We start from the raw sequence: 25,853 nt of genomic DNA on the forward strand, positions 1-25,853 counted from the left end.
GTTTCCGGCGAACCGGTAGTCCCGCTGCCCGGCTTCTTCTGGCCGGTGCGCGGAACAGGCGTGCTGCCGCCTACAACACGCCGCCGCTGTTGCGAATGTTGTTGATCATCTTTTCGCGCGTCGAAGCCAGATGCTGACGAATGGCGCGCGCCGCCGCCGCGTCGTCTTTCGCCACGACCGCTTCGAGAATCGCGAGGTGCTCCGTATGCACGCGACGAGGCGGCACGAGAGGCCGATAGAAATGGCTGCGCATGATGTGCATATAGATGTTGAGATTTTCGTAGCTGGTCTTCAGGCGCTGATTCGCGCACGCGTCGATCAATGCGTTGTGGAATCCCGCATCGGCGACGGAAAACGCCGTGTAGTCGCGGAACTCGTCGTTCGACATGAAGCCGCTCATCTCCTCGATCAGCGACTGCATGCGCGCCGTCACCGCCGCGCTTTCCGGACTGTGAATCACCTGATAGGCCGCGAACAGTTCGAGCGCCTCGCGCACCTGAAAGATCTCGTTCGCATCCTGCTCGGTGATGCCCTTGACGAACGTGCCGCGCCGCGCCCGCACTTCGACGAGGCCATCGGTCGCGAGCCGCTTGATGGCGTCGACCACCGGCGTGCGGCTGACCTGCAGCTCGGCGGCGACCTCTTCCACGTTGATCTGCTCATCGATCTTGATGGCGCGGCTCAGGATGCGGGCCCGCACCGCGTCGTACACCTGATCGGTCAGATGGGTATGCGTGATGGGCGTAAACACGCGATTCATTTGCACTGCTCCTTTCGATTCGGTTGCGACGAGCCGTCGCAGATGTCGTTGACATCAACATCTAACATGTGACATATTACACTACACGAAGAACGCTGCCAAGCAGCGCACAGAACACATAAGACGCAGGACAACCTGGAGAGAGACATCCATGAAACAACGAAAAACTTCGTTCAGCCGCGCTATCGTCGCGGCCGCGCTTGCCCTCGCGGGCGTCGCCGCTCATGCAGCCGAGCCCGTTTTGATGCCGGGGGCGATCGTACGCGAAGGCAACAATCCGCTGAGCGCGCCGAACCAGTTCAAGAAAGCGCCGCCGTGGCGCATCGGTTTCAGCATCTGGGGTTTCGGCAACACCTGGATGACGCAGATGGTCCACGAGACCGACGCGGAAGCCGCGAAACACAAGGAAATCGGCAAGATCATTTTCGCCGACGCCAATTCCAAGCCCGCCAAGCAGATCGCCGACATCGAGGACATGATTGCGCAGAAGGTCGATGCGATCATCGTCGCGCCGGTGTCCTATACGGCGCTGACGCCCGTGATCAAGAAGGCCGTCGCCGCGGGCATTCCCGTGATCGTGCATTCGACGGAAATCGAAACCGACGCGTATACCACCGAAATTCAGGGCGAGGCGCTGTACTTCGGCGAGGTCGGCGGCAAATTCCTCGTCGACACGCTGCACGGCAAGGGCAATATCTGGGTGCTGCGCGGCCAGGCGGGCATCGCTGCCGACACCATGCGCTACGAAGGTCTGCGCAAGGTGCTCGCGGGATCGAACATCAAGATCGCTTCCGAGCAATATGGAGACTGGTCTTACAACAAGGGCAAGCAGGTTTGCGAGTCCTTGATGCTCAGTAATCCTAACCCCGATGGCATCTGGTCCTCCGGCGGCGACATGAGCCGTGCGTGCATCGAAGTGTTCAAGGAATTCGGCAAGCCCGTTCCGCCCATCACCGGCGAAGGCAATAACGGCTTCATGCGCGCATGGAAGGACAGCGGCGCGAACGCCACGGCTGCCGTCTTCCCGTCCGAACAGGGCGCGGCGGGCATTCGCGCCGCCGTTGCGTTGCTCAGCGGCGAATCGCTGCACAAGCACTACGTATTGCGCCCGGCGCCGATCACCAAGGCTAATTTCGCGCAGTTCTACCGGCCCGACCTGAACGACAACTACTGGGCGCCAAGCGCGCTCTCCGCAGCCGACCTCAAAAAGTACTACGGCTCGAAGTAGTCAAGCGGGAGTCATTCGCATGGATACCTTAGTCGCAGCGACGCACATCACCAAGCTGTACGACGGTGTGCCGTCGCTCGTGAATGTCGGCATCACCGGCCGCGCCGGTTCGATCCACGCCGTCACGGGCGAAAACGGCGCGGGCAAGTCGACGCTGATGAAAATCATCGCCGGCGTGGTCGCGCCCACCGAAGGACAGGTTTTTCTGCGCGGCAAGCCGGTGAAGTTTTCCTCGCCGCTCGACGCGCTGAATGCGGGCATCTCGACCGTGTTTCAGGAGTTCTCGCTGGTCGCCAATCTCACGGTCGCGGAAACGATGTTTCTGGGCCGCGAACCGAAGCGCGGGCTGTATAGCGTGGATCGGCGGCGCATGGAAGAAGAGGCGCGGGCCGCGCTCGGCTACATCGGTTTGCAGATCAACCCGCGCCGCCTCGTCGGCTCGCTGACCGTGGCGGAGCAGCAGTCGGTCGAGATCGCCAAGGGCCTCGCGGTCAACGCCGATGTTTTCATCTTCGACGAACCGACTGCCGCGCTCAATACGAAGGACGTCGAGCGCATCGAGTCGCTACTGCTGAAGCTGCGCGACCAGGGCAAGTGCATCTTCTACATTTCGCACCGCATGCGCGAGATCTTCGACCTCTGCGACACGGCGACCGTGCTCAAGGACGGCAAGCTCGTGGGTTCGTACGCCACCGCCGACCTGAACCCCGACCGCCTGCTTTCGCTGATGGTGGGCCGCGACGTCGAACATCTCTACCCGCCGCGCGCCGCAACGCGCGACGACGTCGCGCTGCGCGTGAGCGGCCTGAGCACGGCGCCGGGCCGCTTGGGCGTGGACTTCACCGTGCGTCGCGGCGAAATCGTCGCGCTCGGCGGTCTTGAAGGGCAAGGTCAGCGCGACCTCGTTCGCGCGCTGGCCGGCGTCGTGAAAGGCTGCACGGGCACGCTCGAACTGCATCGCCGCTCGGGCACGTCGACGCGCTTGCGTCCGCGTGCGAGCGCCCGCCGCGCGCTCGCGAACGGCTTCGCGTTCATGCCCGAAGACCGCAAAGGCGAAGGCCTGTATCTCGATCAGCCGATTCGCGACAACCTCACGCTCGGCGTGCATCAGCGCCGCCTGCCGTGGGCCTTCGCGCGGCCGCTCTCGGCGCTCGTCAAGCGCCTGTCCGACGACTTGCGGATTCGCGCCGCCAGTCACGCGCTGGCCGTCGTGAACCTGTCGGGCGGCAATCAGCAAAAGGTCATGCTGGGGCGCTGGCTCGCGATCGACGCGGAGGTGCTGCTCATCGAGGAGCCGACGCGCGGCGTCGACGTCGGGGCGAAGGTGGAGATCTACAACGCCTTGCGCACGTTCTGCGCGCGCGGCGGGTCGGTACTCTTCACATCGCGCGAATTGCCCGAAGTGATCGGCCTCGCCGATCGCGTCCTGGTGGTGTCCGACCATCGCATCGTGAAGGAAATCGACGCGAAGGACGCGACGGAGGAAGACATCCTTCAGGCCGCCGTCGCCCGCACCGTCCAACCCGCAGGAGTCGCAGCATGATCAATCGCCTCGCATCGCGGCGCGCGGACCGTAACGGCGGCCAATACGTATCGGGACTGCTTTTGCTGGTCGCCGTGGTCGCGCTGGCCGCGTCGTTCAGCAGTTTCCGCACGCCGCAGAATCTCGCCAACCTGATCGTTCAGGCGACGCCGCTGCTGGTGGTCGCGCTCGGACAGACGCTGCCGATTCTGACCGGCGGCCTCGATCTCTCGGTGGGCGTGGTCATGAGCCTCTCGACCTGCATCCTCGCCACGACCGGCTCGCCCGCGCTCGCGATCGCGCTCACGGTTGCGAGCGCGGCGCTGGTCGGCGTCGTGAACGGCATCGGCGTGACGCGCTTTCGCGTGCACCCGATCATCATGACGCTGTCGACCGGTACGATCCTGCAAGGCATCGTGCTGCTGGTTCAGCCTTCGCCCGGCGGCAGCATCTGGGCGCCGATCTCCGCCGCGGTCGGCAACTCGGTGATGGGCGTGCCGGTCGCTGTCCTCTGGGTCGCGCTGGCCGCGTGGATCGCGTGGTCGCTGCTGCATCGCTCGCGCTTCGGGCTGCATCTCTATTCCGTGGGCGGCGGCGCGGACAACGCGGCGCTGGCCGGCGTGGGCGTCGCGCGCACGACGATTGCCGCTTATGTGCTCTGCGCGCTGTTCGCGGCGGTCGCCGGCATCTTCCTCGCGGGACGCATTTCGTCGGGCGATCCGTGGGTCGGCGCGTCTTACGGACTCGACTCCGTCGCGGCCGTCGCACTGGGCGGCACGCAGCTGAGCGGCGGCGTCGGCGGCCCGCTCGGCACGATCTTCGGCGCGCTGCTGCTCGGCATCGTCGGCAACGGGATGAATATCGTTCAGATCAATCCCTTCCTGCTCTCGGTCGTCAACGGGACGCTGCTTCTGTTCGCGGTGTGCCTGCGTCGCCGCAAAGAAATCGGGATCTAAATCATGCCTGCTCAACACGCTTCCGAGACCGGAAACCTGTCTCTGCGCGCGGCGCCGCGCTTCAATGTGCGCCAGTTCGTCAACGTGGTGCCGCCGTCGATTGTCGTGCTCGTCGCGCTACTCCTGTTCTGCCTGTTCTTCAGGCCGGTCCTGCTGCAATGGCCGTTCCAGATGGTCATCGCGCGGCAAGCCGCCCCGCTCGGGCTCGCCGTGGCCGCGCAGATGATCGTGATGCGCTGCCGCTCGATCGACCTGTCGATCGGCGGCGTGTTCGTCCTCACCAACTATCTGATCACCTCGGCACCGCTCAACGAGCTGTCGGCGCCCATGCTGATCGCCGGTGCGCTCGCCGTCGGCGCGCTCGTCGGTCTCATGAACGGCCTGCTCATCACGCAGTTCCGCGCGTCCGCCGTGATCGCCACGCTGGCGATGGCATCGATTCTCACCGGCACCGTGTTGTTCCTGAGTTCGGGCAGCAGTCCCGGCTCGGTGCCCGACTCGGTGCAAATGCTGGGCAGCGCGAAGATCGGCATCGTGCCGATCGCGACCGTGCTCTGGGTCGTCGTGCTGGTGCTGCTTGCCATTCCGCTGCGCCTCATGGTGTTCGGGCGTCTGCTGAAAGCCGTCGGCAGCAATCCGGCCGCGGCGGCGCTTTCCGGGCTGCCGGTGGAAGGCGTGTTCATTGCCTCGCACGTCGCGGCCGGGCTGCTCGCTGCGGGCGGCGGCCTCCTGCTCTCGGGCTATGTGGGCGTGAGCACGACCAGCGTCGGCGCGGATGTGGTGATGAACTCGATTGCCGGCGTGATTCTCGGCGGCATCACCTTCGGCGGCGGACGCGGCGGACTCATCGGCCCCGGCGCGGCTGCCTTCGCGCTGACGCTGCTGTTCAACGTGCTCAACGCGTACGGCGCGGGCGAGTCGGGCAAGCTCATCGTTCAAGGCCTTGCGATTGCGGGCGCGGCGATTCTCGCGGGCGTGGCGCGGCAAACACGCCGCTGAACGCCCGGCCCCGCCGGCCTCGCAATCGCGCCGGCCAGCGGCTGAATCACAGAACAGTTCCAGGGTTTCATTCATGGCTAAGGCAACGACACACTACGATTTCATCGTCATCGGCGCGGGCGCGGCGGGATGCCTGACGGCGGGCCGGCTCGTGCGCGACCATGGCGCGCGCGTGCTGCTCGTCGAAGCGGGCGCACCCGATCGCAATCCGCTCATCCACATGCCCGCGGGATTCGTCAAACTGCTGTCGAATCACGACTACATGACGTTCCACCGCAGCGCGAAACATCCGCATCTGAACGACCGTCAACCGTCGATCCCGCAAGGCAAGGTGCTCGGCGGCGGCAGCTCGGTCAACGCGATGGTCTACATTCGCGGTCAGGCGCGCGACTACGACGACTGGGTCTCCCTCACCGGCGACGAGTCGTGGCGCTATCAGGCCTTGCTGCCGCATTTCATCCGGCTCGAAGGCAACTCGACTTTCAACAATGCCGCGCACGGCGTGAACGGCCCGCTGAAGGTTTCCGATGGCGCCAATCTGAGCGACGTGTCGCGCGCCTTCGTGCTCGCGGCGCAACAGAACGGCCTGCCCTATAACCCGGACTTCAACAGCGGCACGCAGCGGGGAACGGGCTTCTATCAGACCACCACGTTTCAGGGACGCCGGTGCAGCGGCGTCGACGCGTTCCTCGCGCCGGTCATGAACGATGCACGCCTGACGATCCGCACCGGCGCACAGGTCACGCGCATTCTGATCGAGCAGAACGTGGCGAAGGGCATCGAAATTCAAAGCGGGACGCAGCGCGAACAGCTATTCGCGGATCAGATCGTGCTCACCGCGGGCGCGCTCGTGACACCCAAGCTGCTGATGCTGTCCGGCATCGGCCCGGCCAATGCGCTTGCGCGCCTGAACATTCCGGTGATCGCGGATCTGCCAGGCGTGGGAGAAAATCTCCAGGACCATCATGAAGTGCCTGTGGTCGCATTCTGCAACGGGCGGCAAGGCTATTTCGGTCAGGACCGCGGCTGGAACCAGATTCGCAACGGCCTGCAATATCTCGCGTTCCGCAGCGGCCCCGTCGCGTCGAACGCCGTGGAAGCCGGTGCATTCTTCAATCCCGACGATACATCCGGCGCGCCGTCGATCCAGATGTTCTGCCTGCCGACCGTCTATCTCGACCCGGACGTGACGTCGACCAAGGCGGCCTACGGCTTTACGCTCAACAGTTGCGTGATGCGCCCGAAAAGCCGTGGCCGGGTCACGCTGCAAACGTCCGACCCGAGCGCCACGCCTATCGTCTATCCCAACTATCTCGAGCATCCCGACGACCTGCGCCTGTCGATTGCAGGACTGCGCCGCGCCGCGCAAATCATGCGCGAAGGTCCGCTCGCCGCGATGGTCGACCGGATCGTGCTGCCCGACGAACAGGCCGTCACGCACGCTTGCGCGGCCTCGGACGCAGCCCTGGCCGAGCATTGCAGACGCACCGTCAAGACCGTCTATCACCCGGCGGGCACGGCGCGCATGGGCGCGGACAACGACCCGATGGCCGTCTTGCGCAACGACATGACGGTGCGCGGCATCGCGGGCCTGCGCGTGTTCGACACGTCGTCGTGGCCCACCATCATCAGCGGCAACACGGTGGCCACGACTTACGCCGTCGCCGATCGCGGCGTGGCGCTGATGATGGGCGAGACGCTGCCCGGCGCACTCCCCGCACACCGGAGCACGCCCGCCGACGCCGCGCTGATGCCCGCGCTTTAAACGGTTGCGTCGATCGACACCCTACGTTCGATCGCTTCCCTATGATCAGGATCCCTAAGGTGTAAATACGTTATGAACGATATTCTCTCCTGCTTCGCGCCCGATTTGCTGGCCGGCAAGACCGCGCTGGTTTCGGGCGGAACGAGTGGCATCGGTCTGGAAATTTCTCGCGGCCTGGCGGGCCTCGGCGCACGCGTGACGGCGACCGGCAGCTCCGCCGAAAAAATCGCGCAACTCAAACGGGAACACGCCACCGACCGGCTCGAATTCGACAGCCTGAATGTGACTTCGCCGGCGTCGATTACCGCATTTGCCGAACGATTCGAACGCCTCGATATTCTCGTGAACTCTCAAGGCATTTCGCGGCCCGGCGACGAATACGACGACGCAACTTTCCTGAACGTCATGGACATCAACCTCGTCAGCGCGATGCGCCTGTCGAGCGCCATGATGTCGCTCCTGAAGCGCTCGCAAGGCACGATCATCAATATCGCCTCGATGCTCAGTTATCTCGCCGACGAGGAAGTCCCCGCCTATTGCGCCAGCAAGAGCGGCATTCTCGGCTTGACGCGCGCGCTGGCGCACCGGCATGGGCGCGACGGCGTGCGCGTGAACGCCATCGCGCCCGGCTATCACCGCACCGCCATGACGCACGGGCTATGGAGCGAACCGCACGCCGCGACGAAGATTGCCGACCGGACCGCGCTCAAGCGCTGGGGCGAAGCCGACGACCTCGTCGGCGCGGCGATCTTTCTGTCGACGCCCGCTTCGCGTTACATCACGGGCGCCACGCTGGCCGTCGACGGCGGTTATGTCGTCGGTTGAGCGCATCGACGAAAACCATCGGCAACAAGGCGCTGCTCCATTTATCGAATGCATTGCAAGGAAGGTCACTCATGTTGAAAATCGAAAGCGTCGACACCTATGTGCTCAAGACCGCACTGGACAAACCGTTCGCCTATTCGCAAGGATGGGTGACGGGCCGCTCAACCACCGTCGTGCGGATCCGCACCACCGACGGCATCGAAGGCTGGGGCGAAACGTTCAGCGTCGGCCTGCAACCGCCCGAAATCGCGGCGACCGTGATCGAAAGCGCGCTCAAGCCGCTGCTGCTCGGAAAGAACCCGCTCGACACCGAAGTGCTCTGGAACAACATGTATGTCCGAACGCGCGACTTCGGCCGTAAAGGCGTTGTGCTGGGCGCCATCAGCGCAGTCGATATCGCGCTGTGGGACATCTGCGGCAAGGTGGCGAACCAGCCCGTATGGCAACTGCTGGGCGGCGCGTTCCGCCAACGTGTGCAGTGCTACGCGACCGGCTTTTTCCGCCCCGAGGGACAAGGGCAATCCGCCGCGATGGCCGCCGAAGCGAAGCGTCACGAAAGCGCCGGCTTCTCGATCATGAAGGTCAAACTGGGCTTCGGTCTGAATGACGATATCGCGGTCATGCACGCCATACGCGACACGCTGGCGCCCGAGACGCAGCTCATGGTCGACGTCAATCACGCATACAGTGCGAACGAAGCGATCCGTCTCGGGCGGGCGCTCGACGCGATGCGTCTGCGCTGGCTCGAAGAACCGGTCGTTCCCGAAGACCTCGCGGGCTACCGCCGCGTGCGCGATGCGATCGACACGCCGATCGCCGGCGGCGAAGCCGAGTTTTCGATGTATGGCTTTCACGATCTGTTCGCGGCCGGCGCAGTCGATATCGCGCAGCCCGATATCTGTCTCGCCGGCGGCTTCACCGCGCTCAGGCATATCAACGCGCTCGCGCAGGTTCACGGCGTGAAGGTCAATCCGCACGTTTGGGGCACCGCCGTCGGGCAGTACGCTTCGCTGCACATGATCGTCGCGACGCCGGACACGCACTATGCGCTGTACGCCGATCAACCGCTGTTCGAATACGATACGTCATCGCATCCGTTCAGAACGGCACTGGTCACGCAGCCTCTCGAACAGCGAAACGGATGGCTCGATGTGCCCGACCGACCCGGCCTCGGCTTCGAACTGGATCGGGCGTTCTTCGACAAGACCGCGATCCGCATCGGGCATTGAAAACGCTCTGTGCGAGGAGACGAACGTGGAAGACGCAACGACGCTGGACAACGAACGCTGGACCTTGAAGTGGCCGCACGGCGTGGCGACGGTCCAAGCCCTCGGCGGCATGCTCGCGCCGGTGCGATTCGAACTGGGCGCGGGACGCAGCGTCTCTCCGCTGCATGTCGCGCCGTGGGGAGACGATCCGGAGTGGCCCGGCCTCCTGCGCGCGCTGCGCGGCGAGTGGCCTTGCCTGCCGTTCGGGACGACCGACGCGCCGCCCGGTCTTCCGGAAGGCTTCGCGTCCAAGGTGGCCGACGACGAATGGCGGCACGGCTACAGCTCGAATCATATGTGGCGATGCGTCGAGCAGACGGCGCACGCGATCAAGCTACGCATCGACTATCCGCCTGAAAGCGCGATCGACTATCTCGAACGGCTCGTCGAAGCGCACCCGCACGCAGCGTCCTTGACCGTCACCCTGACGGTCCATGTGCGGCATGACGTGACGCTGCCATTCGCCCTCCATCCGACTTTCGCGGTGCCGCCGGAAGGTGTCGAGGTGCTGGCATGCCCGTATCGCGCCGTCCATACGTATCCGGTCGCCATCGAGCCGGAGTTTTCGCAGATTCTGCGCAATCGGCGTTTCGATTCGCTGACGAAGCTGGACACCTGCGAGGGATCGTTCGATGTATCGCGTCTGCCGTTACCGCAGCAAACCGAGGAGCTCGTGCAGCTGGAGGCTTGCCAACCGCCCTTCGTGCTGCGTTACCCCGTTGACCGAGCGGAAGTCAAGCTCGACTGGAACACGGACGATTTTCCGGACGCCGTGCTCTGGATCAGTAACGGCGGCCGCAATTACGCGCCTTGGGCCAGCCGTAATTTCGCGCTGGGCGTGGAGCCCGTGAGCGGCTTCTTCGATCTGGGCAGAGTTGTGACGCCTTCAGCCGACCATCCGCTCGCGAGCCGGACAGGATTTGCCTTCACGGCTGGCACGCCGCGAATTATCCGCTATCGGTTGTCGGCCGCTGCTTACTGATTTGATTCGCCTGAGTCGCAAGCCGCTGATTCGTCCTCGTATCATTTGCCGGGACCAGATAATATGGATTACGAAGAAACTGTCACGCAAACCGCGACATCACGTCTGGGTCGGCACGTTGATGTATTCAATGCGCTGTTCGCCGATGGGTTCGCAGCGGTGGTGCTGGGTCAACCGCAGCATCGCCCGGCTGTTGAACAGGTCGTAGAGCAAAGCACCGCGATCTCCGTGAAAACGAATGAATGTGATGACCTTGGCGATCCGGTCGTCAGCGCCCTTTAACCGGCGACGAATCGAGGTCTCGCCGCCCCAGTGACTTTTAATGCAAAACGGTTAATTTTCGCGCCGAAGCAGAAAGGCAAACGTTTGCGATTTAAATCTGCGAACAAAGATTTGAAATTGTTATTTAACTGCGCTATTTTCGACTCGAAGCATCAACCGATGCTCGAGGCAGTGAAAAAATAGAATCTGAGAGAAAATGATGCGCCTTTAGAAGGTAACCATCGACGAAGAAAACACCGCTGGCTCAGAGTCTCGGCACCAAAGGCGGCCGGGAATCTGACTTTACGAATTTGCCTGGCTTGCCCCCATCAGCCGCGGGTGTTCACGTTTGCGGCGTCAGAGAGAGATTTCAGACTGGCAATGTCGTGCGAATATCGGCGCATCTTGCGCGGCTAACCGGTGCGCCAGAAATGCGACCGCCAAGCACGCCACACTGAAACGCCGGACACGCATTCGCGACGCGCAAAGAATGTGTCGTAACATGCGCCGTAACGCGCGAGCAGATTGTGCAGACGGCGCATCGGCACGACTCGACGATCTGGCTCTGGTCCGTGAAGACGACTCAGGAGGGCATGGCCATGCCATCAGGAAAGTTTCGCGGTGTAACGACTGCAAACCTGCCGTACTCCTGCTTTTGCAACAAGGCACTGGCGCAGTATGCGAACCGGCGCATCGGCGCGGATCTGGCGCGACGTGGTTTCCTGGCAGACATGGCCGCGGCAATGCTCGTTACCGTTGTGCCCGAATTCGCACTGGCGCAGGGCAACGCCAGCCCGCCGGTGTCATCGCCTGTCACTACCTTCACGAACTTCCGGCTGTTCGACGGCAAGTCTGCTTCGCTCGTCGACGGGATGTATCTTATCGTTGAGGGAAAACGGATTTCGAAGCTCGAAAGAGGCCAGCCGCCGGCATCCAGCTCGGCCAGGACGGTGGACTGCGCGGGCAAGGTGATCATGCCGGGGCTCATCGACATGCACTGGCACTCCTTGCTTGCCGCGGTCCCCATCCAGACCATCCTGCAGGCGGACATGAGCTTCCTGTTCCTCGCTGCCGGCGCCGAAGCTCAGCGCACCCTGTTGCGAGGCTTCACGACTGTCCGCGATGCGGGCGGGCCCGCTTTCGCGCTCAAGCAAGCCATCGACACGGGCCTGATCAGCGGCCCGCGCATCTACCCGTCCGGCGCGATGATCACCACGACGGGTGGGCACGGAGATTTCCGCCTCCTCACCGACATACCGCGCACGACTGGCCAGATCAGCGCGGTGGAGAGAACAGGCGGCAGCGCGATTGCCGATACGGCAGACGAAGTCCGTTTGCGCGTGCGCGAGCAGTTCATGCAGGGCGCCACGCAGATCAAGCTGGTGGGATGCGGTGGCGTGTCCACGCCGCGCAGCCCGCTCGACATGCTGACGTTCACCGAACCGCAACTGCGAGCGGCTGTTGAAACGGCAGCGGACTGGGGAACATACGTGCTCGTGCATGCCTACACGCCCGAAGCCGTGCAACGATCGCTTGCCGCCGGCGTTCAATGCATCGAGCACGGCCATCTCATCGATGACCGGACCGCCGAAGCCATGGCGAAGAACGGGACCTGGTTGAGCACCCAGCCCTTCCTGACCGAAGAAGACGTGGCCCCATTGCCCCCGTCGGGCAGAGAAAAATTCATGGAAGTCACCGCGGGGACGGACAATACGTACAAGCTCGCGCGCAAGCACGGACTCAAGGTCGCATTCGGAACGGACCTGATTTTTTCGCAGGCCCTCGCGACGCGCCAGGGAACCATGATCGGGCACCTCACCCGCTGGTATTCCGGTTCGCAGGCGCTGCGCATGGCGACGTCAACGAACGGCGAGTTGCTCGCCATGTCGGGGAAGCGCAATCCGTATCCGGCGAGGCTCGGGGTGCTTGAACCCGGGGCGTGGGCCGATCTTCTTGTCGTCGATGGCGATCCGCTTCAAAACATCGCCCTTCTAGCGGATCCGGACCGGAACCTGAAAATGATCATGAAAGACGGACTCATTTATAAGGACGCCATGCAGTCGTGACTGCTGCTCCGTGCCACTGCTTTTCGTGGCACTTTGCCGGTTTCGTGCCTGCAATCAAGCGCTATTTGAAAAAATCGGCGCGTACGGCGCCGTTGCGAGCGCAGCACGTCACGCCGGATACTTTTCTCGACGCCGCTTGCCGCCCATCGATTTCGTTGGCGCGAAGGTGCTGGCGCTGCTGTCGACCGCCTTGAATTTGCCGCCTTCGATGAACGAACGCGGAGCCGCAACATCAAGACGGCGTTTCGTCAGTTATACAGTCCCGCCACGACCACCATAGATCTCGAAGAGCGCCCGAAAGAACCGGTCATACGCGGCCGAACGCGGGTCCCGGCGCACCGATGCGCGCAAACTCACGAGTGGCACACCTGGCGTGTAGTTGCGCCCTCGTCCGTACCCCCTCGTCCAACTTTCTCCCCACACCTCACCAACGGCAGTGAGGCTGCTGGCGTTCCGTGCGACGTCGATCTGGGCGTAGCACCAGAGTTGCCCCCAAATATTGGGCCAAAGATTCGCCGGAATCTGCATTCTTGAATACTTGATCTCGACGATGATGACCTCTGAAAACCGCTGGTTGCAGTAGACCAGATCCGGAGACGCGCGCAGTGGCTCACCATTGACGTTCAAACTATCGATGGTGAAGTAGTCCACATGATCTCTATCGCGGACATGCAAACCGTTGTGAATCAGACGCCAATCCGAATCAATGCTGCGCAGAAATCCGTTGTTGACGCAACAGGCTGCCTTTGTCCTCCTCTCGAGAATCTCCTGCCCCATCGCCTTCCCGCGCTCGCGGTCTTCATCGTCGCCAAACGCCTGGCCGTAGAGCGAATAAATCCACTGTGAGAATGCCGAAACCGTCGCTTCTGGTTTCTCCGGCCGCATCTTTTGCGCATGCCGAAGAAACTCCGAGGGCACCAGCTTGAACGTCGACGAAGCACGGTCGTCTGGCAGCCGCCTTACACCATTACCGGCGAAGCCAATCCCGTCTATTCTGCCCTTCTCCAGCGGATCTTTTGCCCATGCCGTGCCGAAGAGCACTTGCGCGCGCGCCTCTGCCGCCTGCTGGTCCATGCGGTCAAGACCGCGCGATCCCTTAGGCCAAAAATTGACAGAGCGCGCTGAAGGCCGCTGCGGTCCAACCAGCGGAGGCGCTTCTTCCTCTTCGGTTTCGTCGTCCCAATCTCTCATCGGCATTTCTCGAGTCAATGAACTTCACGCGCCGTTCACGGCAAGCAAGCCCTGCTGGGCTCTTCACCGTCGCTGACGCCAGCACAACCGCATTCCCGGTTAATCTGCGCGCGGTGTTCCCGATACGCCACTGATAAGCCCCATGCGAAACCCGGCCAAACCGCCGGCTCCCGAGATTCGTTAACTATTGTTAAGGGTCGAGATTCAGAATCGCGTTTGACTGACGAACGCTTACACTGGTCAACAGTCGGGCGCAGGTAATTCCATATGTTAGAGCGGGGTAAACGTGGCCTCCGGTACAAAATATTGGATTGCATCATTGCTCGCGGCAACCGTTTCGATGGCGCTGCCCGTTGCCCTCGGGGTGACATTGACCTGGCTCGCCGGACGACAGGCGCAAGTGCAGCACCTGAATGCGCTGGCGACCGATATTGGCCGACGCTCGTCCGAAACGCGCGACGAAGTGATGCGCGCACTGAGCGAGGTACAAAGCGCGCGGCGTTCTGGATCGACAACTGTTGCCACTGCGCAAGACCCTTGCTCAGAGCGTGAATTGGCTCGCATGCGAAACATCATTGCGACAAAGCCGATGCTCAAAGGCATGGGCTACCTCGCCGATGGCGCGCTCCGGTGCGCCACGATGACAAATCTGGCGCAACGCCAACCATTGGGCCACCCGGAACGAATCGATTCGAGCGGGATGAAATCGTGGAGCGCCGTTAATCTGCCGTCCTTGCCGGGCACAACGTTCAACGTCAATGCGCGAGGCAACGATGCCATTTTCATTGCGCCGGGCGTCGTGCTCGATATCCTGCCTGAAACGTCGTCGGTGTCATTTTCGCACATCAGTTTCCCATCGCAATCCGTGGTCCGCTCTCACGGCTATTACGACCCGGCATGGACACGCCGATTCCAGCAAGGGGACACCCATTTTGTCGATAGAGATCGACTCGTTGTCGCCGTGCGCACAGAAAAAGAAAGCGACGTGATTTTTGCATCGATGCCCGTGACGTGGTGGCAAACGCTATCGGACGGACCTGCACGCAGCGCGATTCCGCTCTCCGTGCTGATCGGTGCCTTGTTGGCATTGCTCAGCTGGATTGCGATTGGCAGATACTTCTCTTTGTCGAATCAGATCAGGATCGCGTTGAAAAACGACGAGTTCTATCTGCTTTATCAACCCGTCATGGATTTACGTACGCTTCGATGCGTCGGAGCCGAAGCACTGATCCGCTGGAAGCGCCGTGACGGAAGACCGGTTGGCCCATCTGAATTCATTCCGGTTGCGGAGACGAGCAACCTGATCGTCAATATCACACAGAAAGTCATTGAACTGGTAGCGCGCGATGCCTCGCTGCTGATCAAGAACCATCCGGATCTGCATATTGCGATCAACGTCTCCGCAGCCGATTTGAACTCTGCGGAGACGCCTGCCAAGCTCAATGACATGCTTGCCGCGATGAATGCACTGCCGGAGAACATCGTTATCGAAGCAACGGAGCGCGGCTTCATGAATCCGGAGCAGGCAACGGACGTATTGCTGAACGTGCGCGCACAGGGATTCAAAGTCGCGATTGATGACTTCGGCACAGGGAATTCGAGTTTGTCTTATCTCGCCACGTACAAACTCGATTTTCTGAAAATCGACAGAATGTTCGTCGATTCCATTGCCACGACCGCCCCCACGCGCCAGGTGACGATGCACATCATCGAAATGGCACACTCGCTGAATCTGCAGATGATTGCGGAAGGCGTTGAGACTGTCGAACAACGCGACATTCTGCGTGCGGCCGGCGTGCAGTTCGCACAAGGGTGGGTCTTCGGCAAACCCATGCCCATCCAGACGCTGGCCGCGTTTGTGGCGGCCAATCCGGGCGTCTCGCCGCAGCCCGCGTAGTACGGAGAGATACGAGCATCCTTTGCGGGCAATACCGCTACTCGCTCTGCACCACAACGCTTACCCGCCGGTTCTGTGCGCGCCCTTGCGCACTGCTGTTATCGGCAATAGGGTGTCGCTTGCCCATGCCTTGTGCAACAACGCCTTCGCGCGGAATGCCCGAAGCCACCATCTCGTTCGTGACGGAGTCAGCCCGTTTCTGTGACAGCAGATCGTTATACGCGTCGCTGCCCACCGAATCGGTGAAACCCAGTACGCGCAGATGCGTCAATCCCACGGACTTGAGCGACGACGCCAGTTTTTTCACCACTTCGCGGCTTTGCGAACTGAGTTCCGCGTCGTCAGTGGGAAAAAGCAGTTTCGCCGATAACCCAAGCGTCCAGCCTTCGTCGGTTTGCACGAAGCCCTCGGACTGCAAGACGGCAATCTGTGCCTGACTGAATCCCGTTTCCTTGGCCGCTGTCTGGCAGGCCGCAAGCGTGAATGCCACGCTCACGATGCTCATTAAACCGAAGAACCGGATCACCTTCGCCGCAACGATTGCGCGAAAATTGTGTTGCATACCATGCATATTAGTTCGCCGGGGAGTTGAACGAATCGATAAAGGGTGGAATGGATGCAGTCTGGTCTGCTTGCGCGCCAGCCTTCGAGCCGGTGTGCGACGCCGCCGGCGGGTCTTCCCGTTGGTCGTCTTGCCCTTCGCTGTGCGAGGCCGCGCCAAGCTGCCTTGTGGGCTTGCGCTGCTTCATTTCGTACATCGCGCGATCCGCGGCCCGCGTCAAGCCCGCACTGTCCAGCCCATCTTCCGGATAGACCGCAATGCCCACGCTCACCGACGCTGTGACGGTCCTGGCGTTGCCGATGTGAATCGGGTCGGCCATCGCCTGCGCGATAGATAACGCAATCTGCTGCGGTTCCTGAACATCCGTGATGGGCGATAGCACGATCACAAACTCATCGCCGCCAAGGCGAGCGACCATGTCATTGGCGCGCACGCTCGAACGCATGCGCGAAGCCAGCGCTTTCAGCACATCATCGCCCGCATCGTGGCCATATTCGTCGTTGATGACCTTGAAATCGTTGCAGTCCACGTAGAGCACCGCGAGCCGTCCGTGCGTCGCGGCTGCCCGCTGTAACAAGACTTCGAATCGTTCGGTAAAAAAAGACCGGTTCGGCAAACCCGTCAGGCTGTCATGCGCGGCACGATGGCTCAGCGTCGCCTGTTCGGTTTGCATCCGCGCCTCCCAGACCTGCAACTCCTCCAGCAAGGCGTTGAAGTCCGTGGCGAGATCGTTGATTTCCGTGAGCCGCGAGCGCGGAACGCGCTGGTTCCACGCGCGCACCAGGCGAACCTGTCGCGTGACATTGGCGAGATTGCCAAGCGGCTCCACGATGGCCTTGAACATCCGGTGCGAGAGCGCCAGCATGCCAGGAATGCTCACGGCCACGCACAGCAGAATCCACGCCGCGCTTGAGAGAATGAACGCCACTTCGCGGTCGGGACGGCCACGCAGACGTACTTCGCCCACTTTCTGTTGACCGCTAACGACCGGCACGGTGATCTGGCTGGGTCCTAATGCGTGATAGAAGGACGCGAATATCGGCAAGGGCGCCGCACCGGCAGCGTCGGTGGCGTCGCGCCAGGACACAAACGGCGCGCCATTGCCATCGAGCACATCAACCGTTTCCACTGCGTTCGCAGTGGCAATGCGCTTCACGATATCCATCGCGGCTGCCCGGTCATGGAAGACGACGGCCGCTTCCAGCGTGTAGGCGATCGAACTCGCCGTCAGCGACATATTCTCGATTGCAATATGACGCAATTCGATCAAGCCACCGCTCATCAGCAAGACATTCGATACGATCACGACGACCGCAACGCTCAAAACGTGCGCCCGGCGCAAGGCCTTTGCGAGCGGGATAGGCGTATGCCCCTTTTCCGGTTCATGCCTTGCTCTGCTCATTTCGCGCTCCCGGGCCGGCGCGCCAGCAACAATACTTTGGGATCGACGTGCAAGCTGCTGCGAGAAATCGCATCCAGATTCGCACCGAATAAAGCGGGATCCTGTTCGGCTTTCAGGCAGAACATCGCCCCCATATCGCATGCGACGGGAAGCGCGCCGACCGTCAATATGGGACGGTCCGCCACGCGGCGAAAAAAGGCATGGCGGTCGGCATCATCGAGTACGGATCGTGATGCGAAATAAATGACGTTGCAGTCGGCTTGGGGTTGCGCGCGGCCAGAAAGATTCGCTTGCGTCGTCACCGACAACGGTGGCGCCAGGCCGGCTCCCTGATCGCGAATCGACGGCGCCAGTCGCGCCATATCGGCCTCGTCACCCATCAGACATACGCGGAGTTTGTCCGACGAAACAGGCCAATGTGTAAAACGAATAATGCCCGTGATGACGCGCGCAATGGTTTCCCGCCGCTCGGCATCGCGCTCAGTGCCCGGAGCCGGTGTGGAGGCAGTCGGGATGGCCGGCGTTTGCGCGCGGCCCGGCGACGCGATGCCAACGCACAGCAATGCCAGCACCACGACAGCGGCAGGGATCCCGAGTTTGGCCATTTTTATGTCGACTGCATTATTCGATGAAGGCAGTTTCTGATTTCATCGAATACTACCTCGCCATTTACGCTGACGTCATCTTTCGTGCAAGCGTGCGCACGCCGGGAGGATGCGTCCCGGCGCGCCGGCGACTTACTTCGTGGTGTACCCGCCGTTAATCAGGATAGTCTGGCCAGTGATCCACCAGCCATCGCTCACGAGATGACGAATGAACGGCACGACGTCCTGAATATCCGTCAAGCCCGTCTTCGAGAACTTCGACAGTGCCGCGGCCGTTTTGTGATAAGCAACGGCGTCCGCGCCTTCAGCCGGATAGAAGAACGGCGTGTCCATCGGGCCAGGCCCGACCGCTGTCACCGAAATTCCACGCGCGCCAAACTCCTGCGCGGCCGCGCGCGTGAAATGCTCGACCGGCGCCTTCGTGCCCGCGTAAGCAGCGTAAAACGGTGTGAATGCGCCCAGCAGCGATGTCACGAGCGTGACGATTTTCCCGTTGTCATTCACGTGGCGGCCTGCTTCGCGCAAGAAGAAAAATGCGGATTTCGAATTGACCGCCGACATCTCGTCGTATTCCGCCTCGCTGATCTCCGTGAAAGGCTTTTTCAGCACCTTCCCCACGGTGTTGATCGCAATGTCCGGACGCCCAACCGCGGCAATCGCATCCGCAAACAGTGTCTCCACCGCTGCGGCACTCGTCAGGTCCGCCTGCAGTGCAATGGCCGCGGCGCCGGCTTGCTTGACGGCGGCAACCGTTTCCTCCGCAGCTTGCTTCGTGCTCGCGCTGTTGTAATGAATGACGACTGCCTTCGCACCGTGACTGGCGAGGTCCCGCGCGATGAGGCCACCGAGGTTCTTCGCCCCCCCTGCAATCAGCACCGTTTTACCGTGGATTTCATGGTTTGCCATTCTGCCGCTCCGATCTGCGTGACCGCCCGATGCAGTCACTCGATAGCGAATGGTATAGTTCGATTTATGGTCTATAAAGCCTGTATTTCTGGATGCATCAGTCAGAAATCGCGACCAATTATTGGCGTCGAATTTCCCCTATCGAATGCGCTCTGGCTAATCGGCGAACATGGACCGAATCGATCTGTTTCGTGTTTTCACCCGCGTCGTGGAATGCGCGAACTTCACGCGCGCCGCGGATACGCTCGGCATGCCTCGCTCGTCCGTATCGGCCGCCATTCAGGAACTGGAAAACCGCGTCGGTACGCGTTTGCTGAACCGCACCACACGCAAGGTCACCACAACCCAGGACGGCGCGGCCTTCTACGAACGCTGCCAGCGACTGATCGCCGATGTAGAGGAAACGGAACATCTGTTCCGTTCGGCAGACTTCGCCTCCGCCGGTACCTTACGTGTCGATATGCCCGGGCGCATTGGTCGCTTGATCGTTGCGCCGGCGCTTCCTGCGTTTCTCGATGCGTATCCGCAGATCGACATTGAAATTGGCGCGACGGATCGAACCGTCGATTTGATCGAAGAAAGGGTCGACTGCGCACTGCGCGTGGGCATGCTTAACGAATCCGAGCTCATTGCGCGTCCGATCGGCGCGCTCACGCTCATCAACGTCGCCAGCCCTGCCTATCTTGCCCGCCACGGCGTACCGCGCGCCCCCGACGACCTCGTCGACCACATACCGATCGGTTACGCCTCTCCAACCAGCGGCCGGCTCGCGCCGTGGGAATGGGTTGAGGGCGACACGGCGAGGACGCTCGCGATCAAGGGGCGCGTCACCGTCAACAGTGCGGAGGCGTATATCGCGTGTTGCCTGTCGGGCCTCGGGCTCATACAGATCCCCGCTTACGACGTCGAGACCCATCTCCAGGCCGGAGAACTGGTTGAGGTTCTGCCGGAATATCGTGCTGCGCCCATGCCGGTCACGCTGCTTTATCCACATCGGCAACACCTCTCCCGGCGCCTTCAGGTATTCGCCGACTGGCTTGTTGAACTCGTGAGGAAACGGTGCTGCGAACGACAGGAGACGTTTGACTCGCCATAAACGAGCACGATTTTCCGAACAGGCTTTTCCAACGGTTTGTGGCGGCAGATATCGTTTTGCCAACTGATGCGGTGGCTAATATTTCTGAGCGAGCAAGCAGGAAGCTTCAATCGGTGTCTCTGCGCTAACGTAAAATATCGCTTCCCGAACATGAGAGCAGCAAACGCCGAAATGCTTAGTGAAACCGAACTGCGCGAGCACTATGCGAACCTTCAGCAGCGAGCGCTGCGCGTATGGTCGCAAAGTCAGTTGCGTATTGATTTGCTCGCAGCCGAAGGACAGACGCCGACGCAGCAATTCCCCGACGAGAATCCGCACGCGATAAAGGCCGCGACAGATGCCGCGATGATGGCCGCATCGAGCTATCACCGCAGCCTGCCATTCCTTGAAACCGCCAGTTCGCTGACGGAGAGCCTGGCAAAACCCTCGGCATCCGCTGACGATGAAGAGTGGCGCGAGCAGTTGTTGTTCAGGCTCGCCGAAGTGCTGGAGATCGCCGCAGACCTAATCGCGGAGGGCGAAGCTAACCTCGTCCACAGCGAGCAATGATGTCTTGATCGACCGCTTAAGAAAAACGGCGGCTTGTGGATCAGCTACGAGTCGCCTATTTCGCGTTGCTGTGCGCGGTACCGGGCCGTGACTTCAATACTGGTCACCGCGGAGCAGGCGACCCGATTGCGGGCACACGGTAGCGGGTGAGCCGTTATACCAGACCTGCTCTTTCTCGACTTGCAGCGAAGTCGAGGGAGCAATATCGAAAGCGACCTTTAGCGCGCTTCCAATATCGGCGTCTTCTATCGGCAGTTCCCACGTCAGGAAAACCTGGGTGAAGTCCTCGTCCGATGCAAATTCGGCTGCGGAAAAATTGTTGCTGCCGCGCCGAATGACGCCGTGGGGTTGAACCGGATCGAAAATCACGGCTGTTCCCCGCTCGATGGGAAAGCGTTGGCCCGTCAAGGGAAAATGCAAATCCAGCCCCTTATCTTCACTCAGGAAGAGATTGCAGAAAGCGGTATCGCCATATTGCTCGCCATCGTGGTGATACCGCGCGCCACGACAGGCCATCAGCGCCATGTCGCAATCTGCAATCCCCGCAGGCAGTCCCAGGGCCACGGCCCACCCGGACATCGCCTCCACGCAGCGCCTGTAGTCCGGCCAGCGCATTTGCGTGCGCGCCAGAGGCATTGCCTCGACATCCCCGGGTTCCAGAGCGAGCCGCAACGCTGTCTCTCTTTGCCAATCGGCAAGCACGGCCGCAGAAGGCGCCGGCAGATCGAGCGTACCGGATAAAACGATGTCACTTACGCGGCGACTGCGGATGGCGTCGCCGCTCCGGAAAAAGGAAGTCAGGATATTTCGCATGCGATTCTGTCGACAGGAACTCGTCCATACATTGTAACGATTCATGCCGGCCATCCCGGCAGAGCCGGGACGAGCCGTCCGCGGAATTAACACACTCATCAAAAAGCGTACGTCCCCAATTTCCCCGACGATCATCACATAGAAAAGTTAGAGGAACGCTTCCGATGCGAACGCCGTCGTCCCGCAACCGTCGATAACAGGAACAGCCGACATGAGGCATCCGATATTAAATAGGTTGCGACCACAACGGAAATCGGTGGACCAACATTGCTTCATGGCGCATCGCTACCGTGAACGGATTCATTCAACTCCATCGCACACAGAAGCGTCGAACCGTCAGCACTTCCAACGAGCAGATGCATACCCCAACCCTCTCCGTTCGAATTCGTCCAATCTCACGCCACCTTTAAGCTTCCTTTAAGTAGGCGCCACTACATTACGCGTCGATCTCTTTCTCCTCAGCAACACTCCCTGGCCATGATCTCCAAAAAATATCGGCGCAACAGCGTTGCGATCTGTCTCGTCCTCGCGCTCGGCGGCGCGTACGCCATTCTTCATCGACCTGCCGATGCGGTTGTCAATGAAGTGCAAGCGTCGACGTCCGCATCGGGCGGCGGCGGGACCGCGAAAGCCAGCGCCTCCAGCCCGGCTGCCCCGGATTTTTCGGGCATTGTTTCGCGCTACGGCCCGGCGGTGGTGCATATCGGAGTCAAGGAAGCTGCTTCGATCGATGAGAACGGCCAGAGCACAAGCGGCGGTGAAGCACTCGGCTCCGGCTTCATTATTAGTCAGGATGGCTACATACTTACCAACAACCATGTCGTCGACGGCGCGAGCAGCGTCAGCGTCAAGCTGACCGACGGCCGTGAATTCCACGCGCGCGTCATCGGCAAGGACAAAACCACGGACGTGGCCGTTGTCAAAATCGACGCGTCGAATCTGCCAACGGTGAGGATCGGAAATCCGGACAACAGCAAGGTCGGCGAATGGGTCGTCGCGATCGGCTCGCCGTACGGCTTTGACAGCACGGTGACGTCTGGCATCATCAGCGCGAAGTCACGCTCGTTCTCCGACGACAGCCCAATCCCGTTCATACAGACCGACGTGCCCGTCAATCCCGGCAACTCGGGCGGCCCGCTATTCAATCTGAACGGCGAAGTCATCGGCATCAACTCGATGATCTATTCGCGCACAGGTGGCTTCCAGGGCCTGTCGTTTGCAATTCCGATCGATGCCGCCATGCACGTGAAGGATCAACTCGTCAGCACCGGCCACGTCACGCGCGGCCGCATCGGAGTGGGCGTGCAACCGCTTGGCGCGGATAAGGCAAAAGCGCTTGGCCTCGACTCGAACAGCGGCGCGTTCGTAGGCTCTGTCGATCCCGACGGCCCCGCTCAAGCGGCCGGCCTGCGCGCAGGCGACGTGATCATCAGCGTCAACGGCAAGCACATTGGCAGCCCGACGGAATTGATCGGCCAGATCGCCCAGCTTTCGCCGGGGAGCGACGCGAGCGTCGGCGTGTGGCGCTCCGGTGCCGAGCGCAAGCTGCCGATGGTCATCGGCGCGCAGCAATCGCCGGAGCGCGCGGAATCTGCACCGCGCCAGCAACGCCAGCAGCAGAGCGGCCCGCGTCTGGGCGTCGCCGTCAGACCGCTGAGCGACGACGAGCAGCAGCAAGCGCAGTTGCCGGGCGGATTGATGGTGCAGCAGGCGACCGGGCCGGCCGCGGCAGCGGGCATTCGAACTGGCGACATCATCGTCGCGGTGGATGGCGAACTGATCCGGAGTGTCGAGCAACTGCGCGACATGATCGCTCAGGCCGACGACAGCGTTTCGGTTACGGTGGTGCGCGATGGCGAACAGGCATCGGTCGAGGTGCCGCTGAGCTGATTGACAGAGCGCGGCGGCCCGCGTCCGGTGGGTATCGGGCGCCGGCGCCCGCTGCGCACGGCGTTGCGTGGCTCAGAAAATAGGCACTCCGACGCGAGCGCAGCCTTGGCGGCTCCGCTCGCTTTCTGTCGATCGTTGCGCGCCAGGCCCACGGTTTCTCGCCACAGAACGCACGGAGCCGCACACGAACAGAACCTACCTGGGCATCGGCGACTGCATCAGCGATGCAACGGGCCTGGAGGAGAGACCTGCACGATGCGAACCTCTGCGGACCGTCTGATAGACGAACAGTCTCTGCTGGAAATGCGGGTTGAAAGTGTCGCGAGACACTCGACTTCATGGGCGGTGCTGTGCGTGGGTAAGCCACTGCACAGAATTGACATAGCTCAGAGCAGACCGGAGATACCCAATAAATGAGAAACGGTCTCATCTATTGTGAGTCATCGACATCTTCGGAAAAGCAGACTCGCATGACGCCAGACATCACAAGATTTTATGCTGCGGAAAACGGCATACCGTTCGCGGATCGCCCGGCCATCATGCCCTGGCGCGCACAGAACAGCGTCCCGGCGCAGGAAATTGCCGCGCAATGGCAAACGCTCTGCAACCGTCGCCTGCCCTCAAACAAGCGCCTCGTCTATCTCCACATTCCATTTTGCGCGACACGCTGCAGGTTTTGCGGCTTTTACCAGAATCGTCTGGAAGATGACGTCATGGAGAAATACTGCGATTACCTGATCCGCGAAATTGAACTGGAATCCGCTTGCGCGCTTCATCGCGACGCGCCGGTTCACGCCGTGTACCTGGGTGGCGGGACACCCTCGGCGCTGGGTGCAGCACAACTACATCGGCTGATCAGTGTCGTACGGCGCTGCTTGCCGCTGGCGCCGGACTGCGAGATCACCATTGAAGGGCGCGTCCTCAATTTTGACGACGATCGTGTCGATGCATGCCTCGACGCGGGCGCAAACCGCTTTTCGATCGGCATTCAAACGTTCGACACCCTCATACGACGTCGTTTAGGACGTCGAGCCACCCGCGAGGAAGCGCTCGCGTTCCTGCGCAAGCTGACGAGACGCGACAGCGCAGCCGTTGTCTGTGATCTGATCTTCGGATTGCCCGGCCAAACTCACGAATCGTGGTTCGACGATCTGAAGTTGGTTCGCGATCTTGGGCTTGACGGCGTGGATCTCTATTCGCTGAATCTGCTGCCTTCGACTGCGCTGGCCAAAGCCGTCGTCGATCAGCGCATCACGTTGCCGGATCTCGCCGCGCGCCGAGACTTCTATGTCGAGGGCGCACGACTGCTTGGCGAAAATGGTTGGCATCAACTCAGCAATAGCCATTGGGCGCGAACCACGCGTGAGCGCAACATCTACAACCTGTTGATCAAGCAAGGCGCGGATTGTCTTGCATTCGGCAGCGGTGCGGGCGGCAATCTCGATGGTGATTCGTACAGGATTGCGCCAGACCTCACCACTTATTTTGCGCAGTTGGACGATGGACGAAAACCCATCATGGCGATGACCCGCGCAAATGGCGAACAACGCTGGCGTCTCGATCTTCAGGGCGGCATCGAAGCGGGGCGCTACGACCTGAGCCGTATTGTCGAAAACCCAGTCGTGCTCGCTCCCCTGCTACAGCAATGGCAACGGTGCGGCCTCGTGAACTGCGAAGATTCGCGCTTTACCCTGACGCCCGAAGGCCGCTTCTGGGGCAACAATCTGCTGCAGGCGCTACAGACTCTGCTTCCTCAACTGACCACGCTCCATGGCGACTTCGCAAATGCATAGCACCCAGGCACTGATCGACTTTCTCGCAACCGGGCCGGATGGCACTGTCGAAGACATCGCCCGTACGTATTCTGTCTCGCCGTTGCAGATCATTCGGCGACTTCCGCACACTCACGTTCTGGATGGCGGACTTTTTGAAACGGTCTGGTCGGACGTTTGCGATTGGGGCGAGGTCACCACGCTCATCCATCACGACGACCTGATCCTCGAATTTCAAGGGACGTTACCGCGCGGCCAACATGCACACGGTTTCTTCAATCTTCAGGGCGACCAGGGCTTGAAAGGCCACATCCGCTCCGATCGCTGCGAACACATCGCGTTCGTTGAACGTCGTTTCATGGGCGTCGACACCGCGTCCATCTGGTTCATCAATGCCGATGGGCGCGCGATGCTCAAGATATTCGTCGGGCGCGACAGCAACAGACAATTGCATGAAACCCAGCTTCTCGCCTTCCGCGCATTATCTCGCGCACTCGAAAGGCGTCCTGCGCTTTAAATCGCGCTCAACGGAAAGTCG

Annotated in this window: 23 protein-coding genes; 16 read left to right on the forward strand and 7 right to left on the reverse strand. The window is 61.4% G+C overall.

All coding sequences use genetic code 11. The features are described from left to right. Positions 1-70 precede the first annotated feature (70 nt). Positions 71-760 carry a GntR family transcriptional regulator gene (locus tag G5S35_RS31665; protein WP_065059095.1) on the reverse strand — a complete coding sequence of 230 codons (690 nt, stop codon included), beginning with the start codon at positions 758-760 and terminating at the stop codon, positions 71-73. 151 nt (positions 761-911) lie between these two features. Here G5S35_RS31665 and G5S35_RS31670 point away from each other — a divergent pair, with 151 nt between their 5' ends. From G5S35_RS31670 to G5S35_RS31715, 10 genes are all read left to right on the forward strand, one after another. Then, a complete protein-coding gene (locus G5S35_RS31670; RefSeq protein WP_183040453.1) occupies positions 912-1,988 on the forward strand; it encodes an ABC transporter substrate-binding protein in 1,077 nt (358 codons plus the stop codon). Between the two features lie 19 nt (positions 1,989-2,007). Next, positions 2,008-3,531 (forward strand): sugar ABC transporter ATP-binding protein, encoded by a 1,524-nt coding sequence (locus G5S35_RS31675; protein ID WP_183040454.1) that lies wholly within the window; start codon positions 2,008-2,010, stop codon positions 3,529-3,531. Then, on the forward strand, positions 3,528-4,466 hold the full coding sequence (locus tag G5S35_RS31680; RefSeq protein WP_074984992.1) for an ABC transporter permease: 939 nt from the start codon (positions 3,528-3,530) through the stop codon (positions 4,464-4,466). Before G5S35_RS31675 ends, G5S35_RS31680 begins: the two co-directional genes overlap by 4 nt. A 3-nt stretch (positions 4,467-4,469) precedes the next feature. After that, entirely contained in the window at positions 4,470-5,465 is a 996-nt protein-coding gene (locus tag G5S35_RS31685) for an ABC transporter permease (RefSeq protein ID WP_183040455.1), read from the forward strand. 73 nt (positions 5,466-5,538) lie between these two features. Continuing rightward, positions 5,539-7,230: a GMC family oxidoreductase gene (locus tag G5S35_RS31690; RefSeq protein ID WP_124261312.1), complete on the forward strand. Its 1,692-nt coding sequence runs from the start codon at positions 5,539-5,541 to the stop codon at positions 7,228-7,230. Between the two features lie 72 nt (positions 7,231-7,302). After that, positions 7,303-8,055 carry an SDR family NAD(P)-dependent oxidoreductase gene (locus G5S35_RS31695; protein ID WP_110326280.1) on the forward strand — a complete coding sequence of 251 codons (753 nt, stop codon included), beginning with the start codon at positions 7,303-7,305 and terminating at the stop codon, positions 8,053-8,055. Further along, positions 8,052-9,284 carry a mandelate racemase/muconate lactonizing enzyme family protein gene (locus tag G5S35_RS31700; protein WP_202035051.1) on the forward strand — a complete coding sequence of 411 codons (1,233 nt, stop codon included), beginning with the start codon at positions 8,052-8,054 and terminating at the stop codon, positions 9,282-9,284. The genes G5S35_RS31695 and G5S35_RS31700 overlap by 4 nt, the downstream gene beginning before the upstream one ends. A 109-nt stretch (positions 9,285-9,393) precedes the next feature. Further along, positions 9,394-10,305, forward strand: coding sequence for an aldose epimerase family protein (locus G5S35_RS31705; RefSeq protein ID WP_124261313.1), 912 nt, complete (start codon positions 9,394-9,396; stop codon positions 10,303-10,305). 63 nt (positions 10,306-10,368) lie between these two features. Then, on the forward strand, positions 10,369-10,587 hold the full coding sequence (locus G5S35_RS31710) for a hypothetical protein (RefSeq protein WP_183040457.1): 219 nt from the start codon (positions 10,369-10,371) through the stop codon (positions 10,585-10,587). A gap of 551 nt (positions 10,588-11,138) precedes the next feature. After that, complete coding sequence (locus G5S35_RS31715) at positions 11,139-12,632, forward strand: metal-dependent hydrolase family protein (RefSeq protein ID WP_237181914.1); 1,494 nt, start codon at positions 11,139-11,141, stop codon at positions 12,630-12,632. Between the two features lie 252 nt (positions 12,633-12,884). Here the strand turns inward: G5S35_RS31715 and G5S35_RS31720 are convergent, their stop codons facing one another. Further along, a complete protein-coding gene (locus G5S35_RS31720) occupies positions 12,885-13,823 on the reverse strand; it encodes a hypothetical protein (protein ID WP_183040458.1) in 939 nt (312 codons plus the stop codon). 319 nt (positions 13,824-14,142) lie between these two features. On the opposite strand from G5S35_RS31720, the gene G5S35_RS31725 reads away from it, so the two are divergent. Next, entirely contained in the window at positions 14,143-15,720 is a 1,578-nt protein-coding gene (locus tag G5S35_RS31725) for an EAL domain-containing protein (RefSeq protein WP_183040459.1), read from the forward strand. 37 nt (positions 15,721-15,757) lie between these two features. On the opposite strand, the gene yfiB is transcribed toward G5S35_RS31725, so the two are convergent. From yfiB to G5S35_RS31745, 4 genes are all read right to left on the reverse strand, one after another. Next, on the reverse strand, positions 15,758-16,291 hold the full coding sequence (gene yfiB / locus G5S35_RS31730) for an outer membrane lipoprotein YfiB (protein ID WP_080180467.1): 534 nt from the start codon (positions 16,289-16,291) through the stop codon (positions 15,758-15,760). Between the two features lies 1 nt (position 16,292). Then, positions 16,293-17,684 (reverse strand): diguanylate cyclase DgcN/YfiN, encoded by a 1,392-nt coding sequence (gene dgcN, locus G5S35_RS31735; RefSeq protein WP_183040460.1) that lies wholly within the window; start codon positions 17,682-17,684, stop codon positions 16,293-16,295. Further along, positions 17,681-18,289 carry a regulatory sequestration protein YfiR gene (gene yfiR / locus G5S35_RS31740; protein WP_176080282.1) on the reverse strand — a complete coding sequence of 203 codons (609 nt, stop codon included), beginning with the start codon at positions 18,287-18,289 and terminating at the stop codon, positions 17,681-17,683. The genes dgcN and yfiR overlap by 4 nt, the downstream gene beginning before the upstream one ends. Positions 18,290-18,421: 132 nt before the next feature. Then, entirely contained in the window at positions 18,422-19,195 is a 774-nt protein-coding gene (locus G5S35_RS31745; RefSeq protein ID WP_183040461.1) for an SDR family oxidoreductase, read from the reverse strand. 169 nt (positions 19,196-19,364) lie between these two features. Here G5S35_RS31745 and G5S35_RS31750 point away from each other — a divergent pair, with 169 nt between their 5' ends. Together G5S35_RS31750 and G5S35_RS31755 are read left to right on the forward strand one after the other, a co-directional pair. Further along, a complete protein-coding gene (locus G5S35_RS31750; RefSeq protein ID WP_065059084.1) occupies positions 19,365-20,291 on the forward strand; it encodes a LysR family transcriptional regulator in 927 nt (308 codons plus the stop codon). 171 nt (positions 20,292-20,462) lie between these two features. Continuing rightward, positions 20,463-20,840 carry a hypothetical protein gene (locus tag G5S35_RS31755; RefSeq protein ID WP_074985007.1) on the forward strand — a complete coding sequence of 126 codons (378 nt, stop codon included), beginning with the start codon at positions 20,463-20,465 and terminating at the stop codon, positions 20,838-20,840. Positions 20,841-20,933: 93 nt separating this feature from the next. Here the strand turns inward: G5S35_RS31755 and G5S35_RS31760 are convergent, their stop codons facing one another. Beyond that, positions 20,934-21,698 carry a hypothetical protein gene (locus G5S35_RS31760; protein ID WP_237181915.1) on the reverse strand — a complete coding sequence of 255 codons (765 nt, stop codon included), beginning with the start codon at positions 21,696-21,698 and terminating at the stop codon, positions 20,934-20,936. A 432-nt stretch (positions 21,699-22,130) separates the two neighbouring features. On the opposite strand from G5S35_RS31760, the gene G5S35_RS31765 reads away from it, so the two are divergent. From G5S35_RS31765 to hutX, 3 genes are all read left to right on the forward strand, one after another. Beyond that, positions 22,131-23,543 carry a Do family serine endopeptidase gene (locus G5S35_RS31765; protein WP_176080283.1) on the forward strand — a complete coding sequence of 471 codons (1,413 nt, stop codon included), beginning with the start codon at positions 22,131-22,133 and terminating at the stop codon, positions 23,541-23,543. A 470-nt stretch (positions 23,544-24,013) separates the two neighbouring features. Further along, positions 24,014-25,336, forward strand: a complete 1,323-nt coding sequence (gene hutW / locus G5S35_RS31770) for a heme anaerobic degradation radical SAM methyltransferase ChuW/HutW (protein WP_065059081.1) — start codon at positions 24,014-24,016, stop codon at positions 25,334-25,336. Next, a complete protein-coding gene (gene hutX / locus G5S35_RS31775; RefSeq protein ID WP_156773676.1) occupies positions 25,329-25,832 on the forward strand; it encodes a heme utilization cystosolic carrier protein HutX in 504 nt (167 codons plus the stop codon). Before hutW ends, hutX begins: the two co-directional genes overlap by 8 nt. Positions 25,833-25,853: the final 21 nt, after the last annotated feature.

It is taken from the genome of Paraburkholderia tropica (genome assembly GCF_014171495.1).
Lineage (GTDB): Bacteria > Pseudomonadota > Gammaproteobacteria > Burkholderiales > Burkholderiaceae > Paraburkholderia > Paraburkholderia tropica.

Excerpts from the sequence above, each read along its gene's own strand:
- G5S35_RS31665 (WP_065059095.1), bottom strand. The coding sequence starts at position 760 with ATGAATCGCGTGTTTACGCCCATCACGCATACCCATCTGACCGATCAG.
- G5S35_RS31670 (WP_183040453.1), top strand. The coding sequence starts at position 912 with ATGAAACAACGAAAAACTTCGTTCAGCCGCGCTATCGTCGCGGCCGCG.
- G5S35_RS31675 (WP_183040454.1), top strand. The coding sequence starts at position 2,008 with ATGGATACCTTAGTCGCAGCGACGCACATCACCAAGCTGTACGACGGT.
- G5S35_RS31680 (WP_074984992.1), top strand. The coding sequence starts at position 3,528 with ATGATCAATCGCCTCGCATCGCGGCGCGCGGACCGTAACGGCGGCCAA.
- G5S35_RS31685 (WP_183040455.1), top strand. The coding sequence starts at position 4,470 with ATGCCTGCTCAACACGCTTCCGAGACCGGAAACCTGTCTCTGCGCGCG.
- G5S35_RS31690 (WP_124261312.1), top strand. The coding sequence starts at position 5,539 with ATGGCTAAGGCAACGACACACTACGATTTCATCGTCATCGGCGCGGGC.
- G5S35_RS31695 (WP_110326280.1), top strand. The coding sequence starts at position 7,303 with ATGAACGATATTCTCTCCTGCTTCGCGCCCGATTTGCTGGCCGGCAAG.
- G5S35_RS31705 (WP_124261313.1), top strand. The coding sequence starts at position 9,394 with ATGCTCGCGCCGGTGCGATTCGAACTGGGCGCGGGACGCAGCGTCTCT.
- G5S35_RS31710 (WP_183040457.1), top strand. The coding sequence starts at position 10,369 with ATGGATTACGAAGAAACTGTCACGCAAACCGCGACATCACGTCTGGGT.
- G5S35_RS31720 (WP_183040458.1), bottom strand. The coding sequence starts at position 13,823 with ATGAGAGATTGGGACGACGAAACCGAAGAGGAAGAAGCGCCTCCGCTG.
- yfiB (WP_080180467.1), bottom strand. The coding sequence starts at position 16,291 with ATGCATGGTATGCAACACAATTTTCGCGCAATCGTTGCGGCGAAGGTG.
- dgcN (WP_183040460.1), bottom strand. The coding sequence starts at position 17,684 with ATGAGCAGAGCAAGGCATGAACCGGAAAAGGGGCATACGCCTATCCCG.
- yfiR (WP_176080282.1), bottom strand. The coding sequence starts at position 18,289 with ATGGCCAAACTCGGGATCCCTGCCGCTGTCGTGGTGCTGGCATTGCTG.
- G5S35_RS31745 (WP_183040461.1), bottom strand. The coding sequence starts at position 19,195 with ATGGCAAACCATGAAATCCACGGTAAAACGGTGCTGATTGCAGGGGGG.
- G5S35_RS31750 (WP_065059084.1), top strand. The coding sequence starts at position 19,365 with ATGGACCGAATCGATCTGTTTCGTGTTTTCACCCGCGTCGTGGAATGC.
- G5S35_RS31755 (WP_074985007.1), top strand. The coding sequence starts at position 20,463 with ATGCTTAGTGAAACCGAACTGCGCGAGCACTATGCGAACCTTCAGCAG.
- G5S35_RS31760 (WP_237181915.1), bottom strand. The coding sequence starts at position 21,698 with ATGAATCGTTACAATGTATGGACGAGTTCCTGTCGACAGAATCGCATG.
- G5S35_RS31765 (WP_176080283.1), top strand. The coding sequence starts at position 22,131 with ATGATCTCCAAAAAATATCGGCGCAACAGCGTTGCGATCTGTCTCGTC.
- hutW (WP_065059081.1), top strand. The coding sequence starts at position 24,014 with ATGACGCCAGACATCACAAGATTTTATGCTGCGGAAAACGGCATACCG.
- hutX (WP_156773676.1), top strand. The coding sequence starts at position 25,329 with ATGCATAGCACCCAGGCACTGATCGACTTTCTCGCAACCGGGCCGGAT.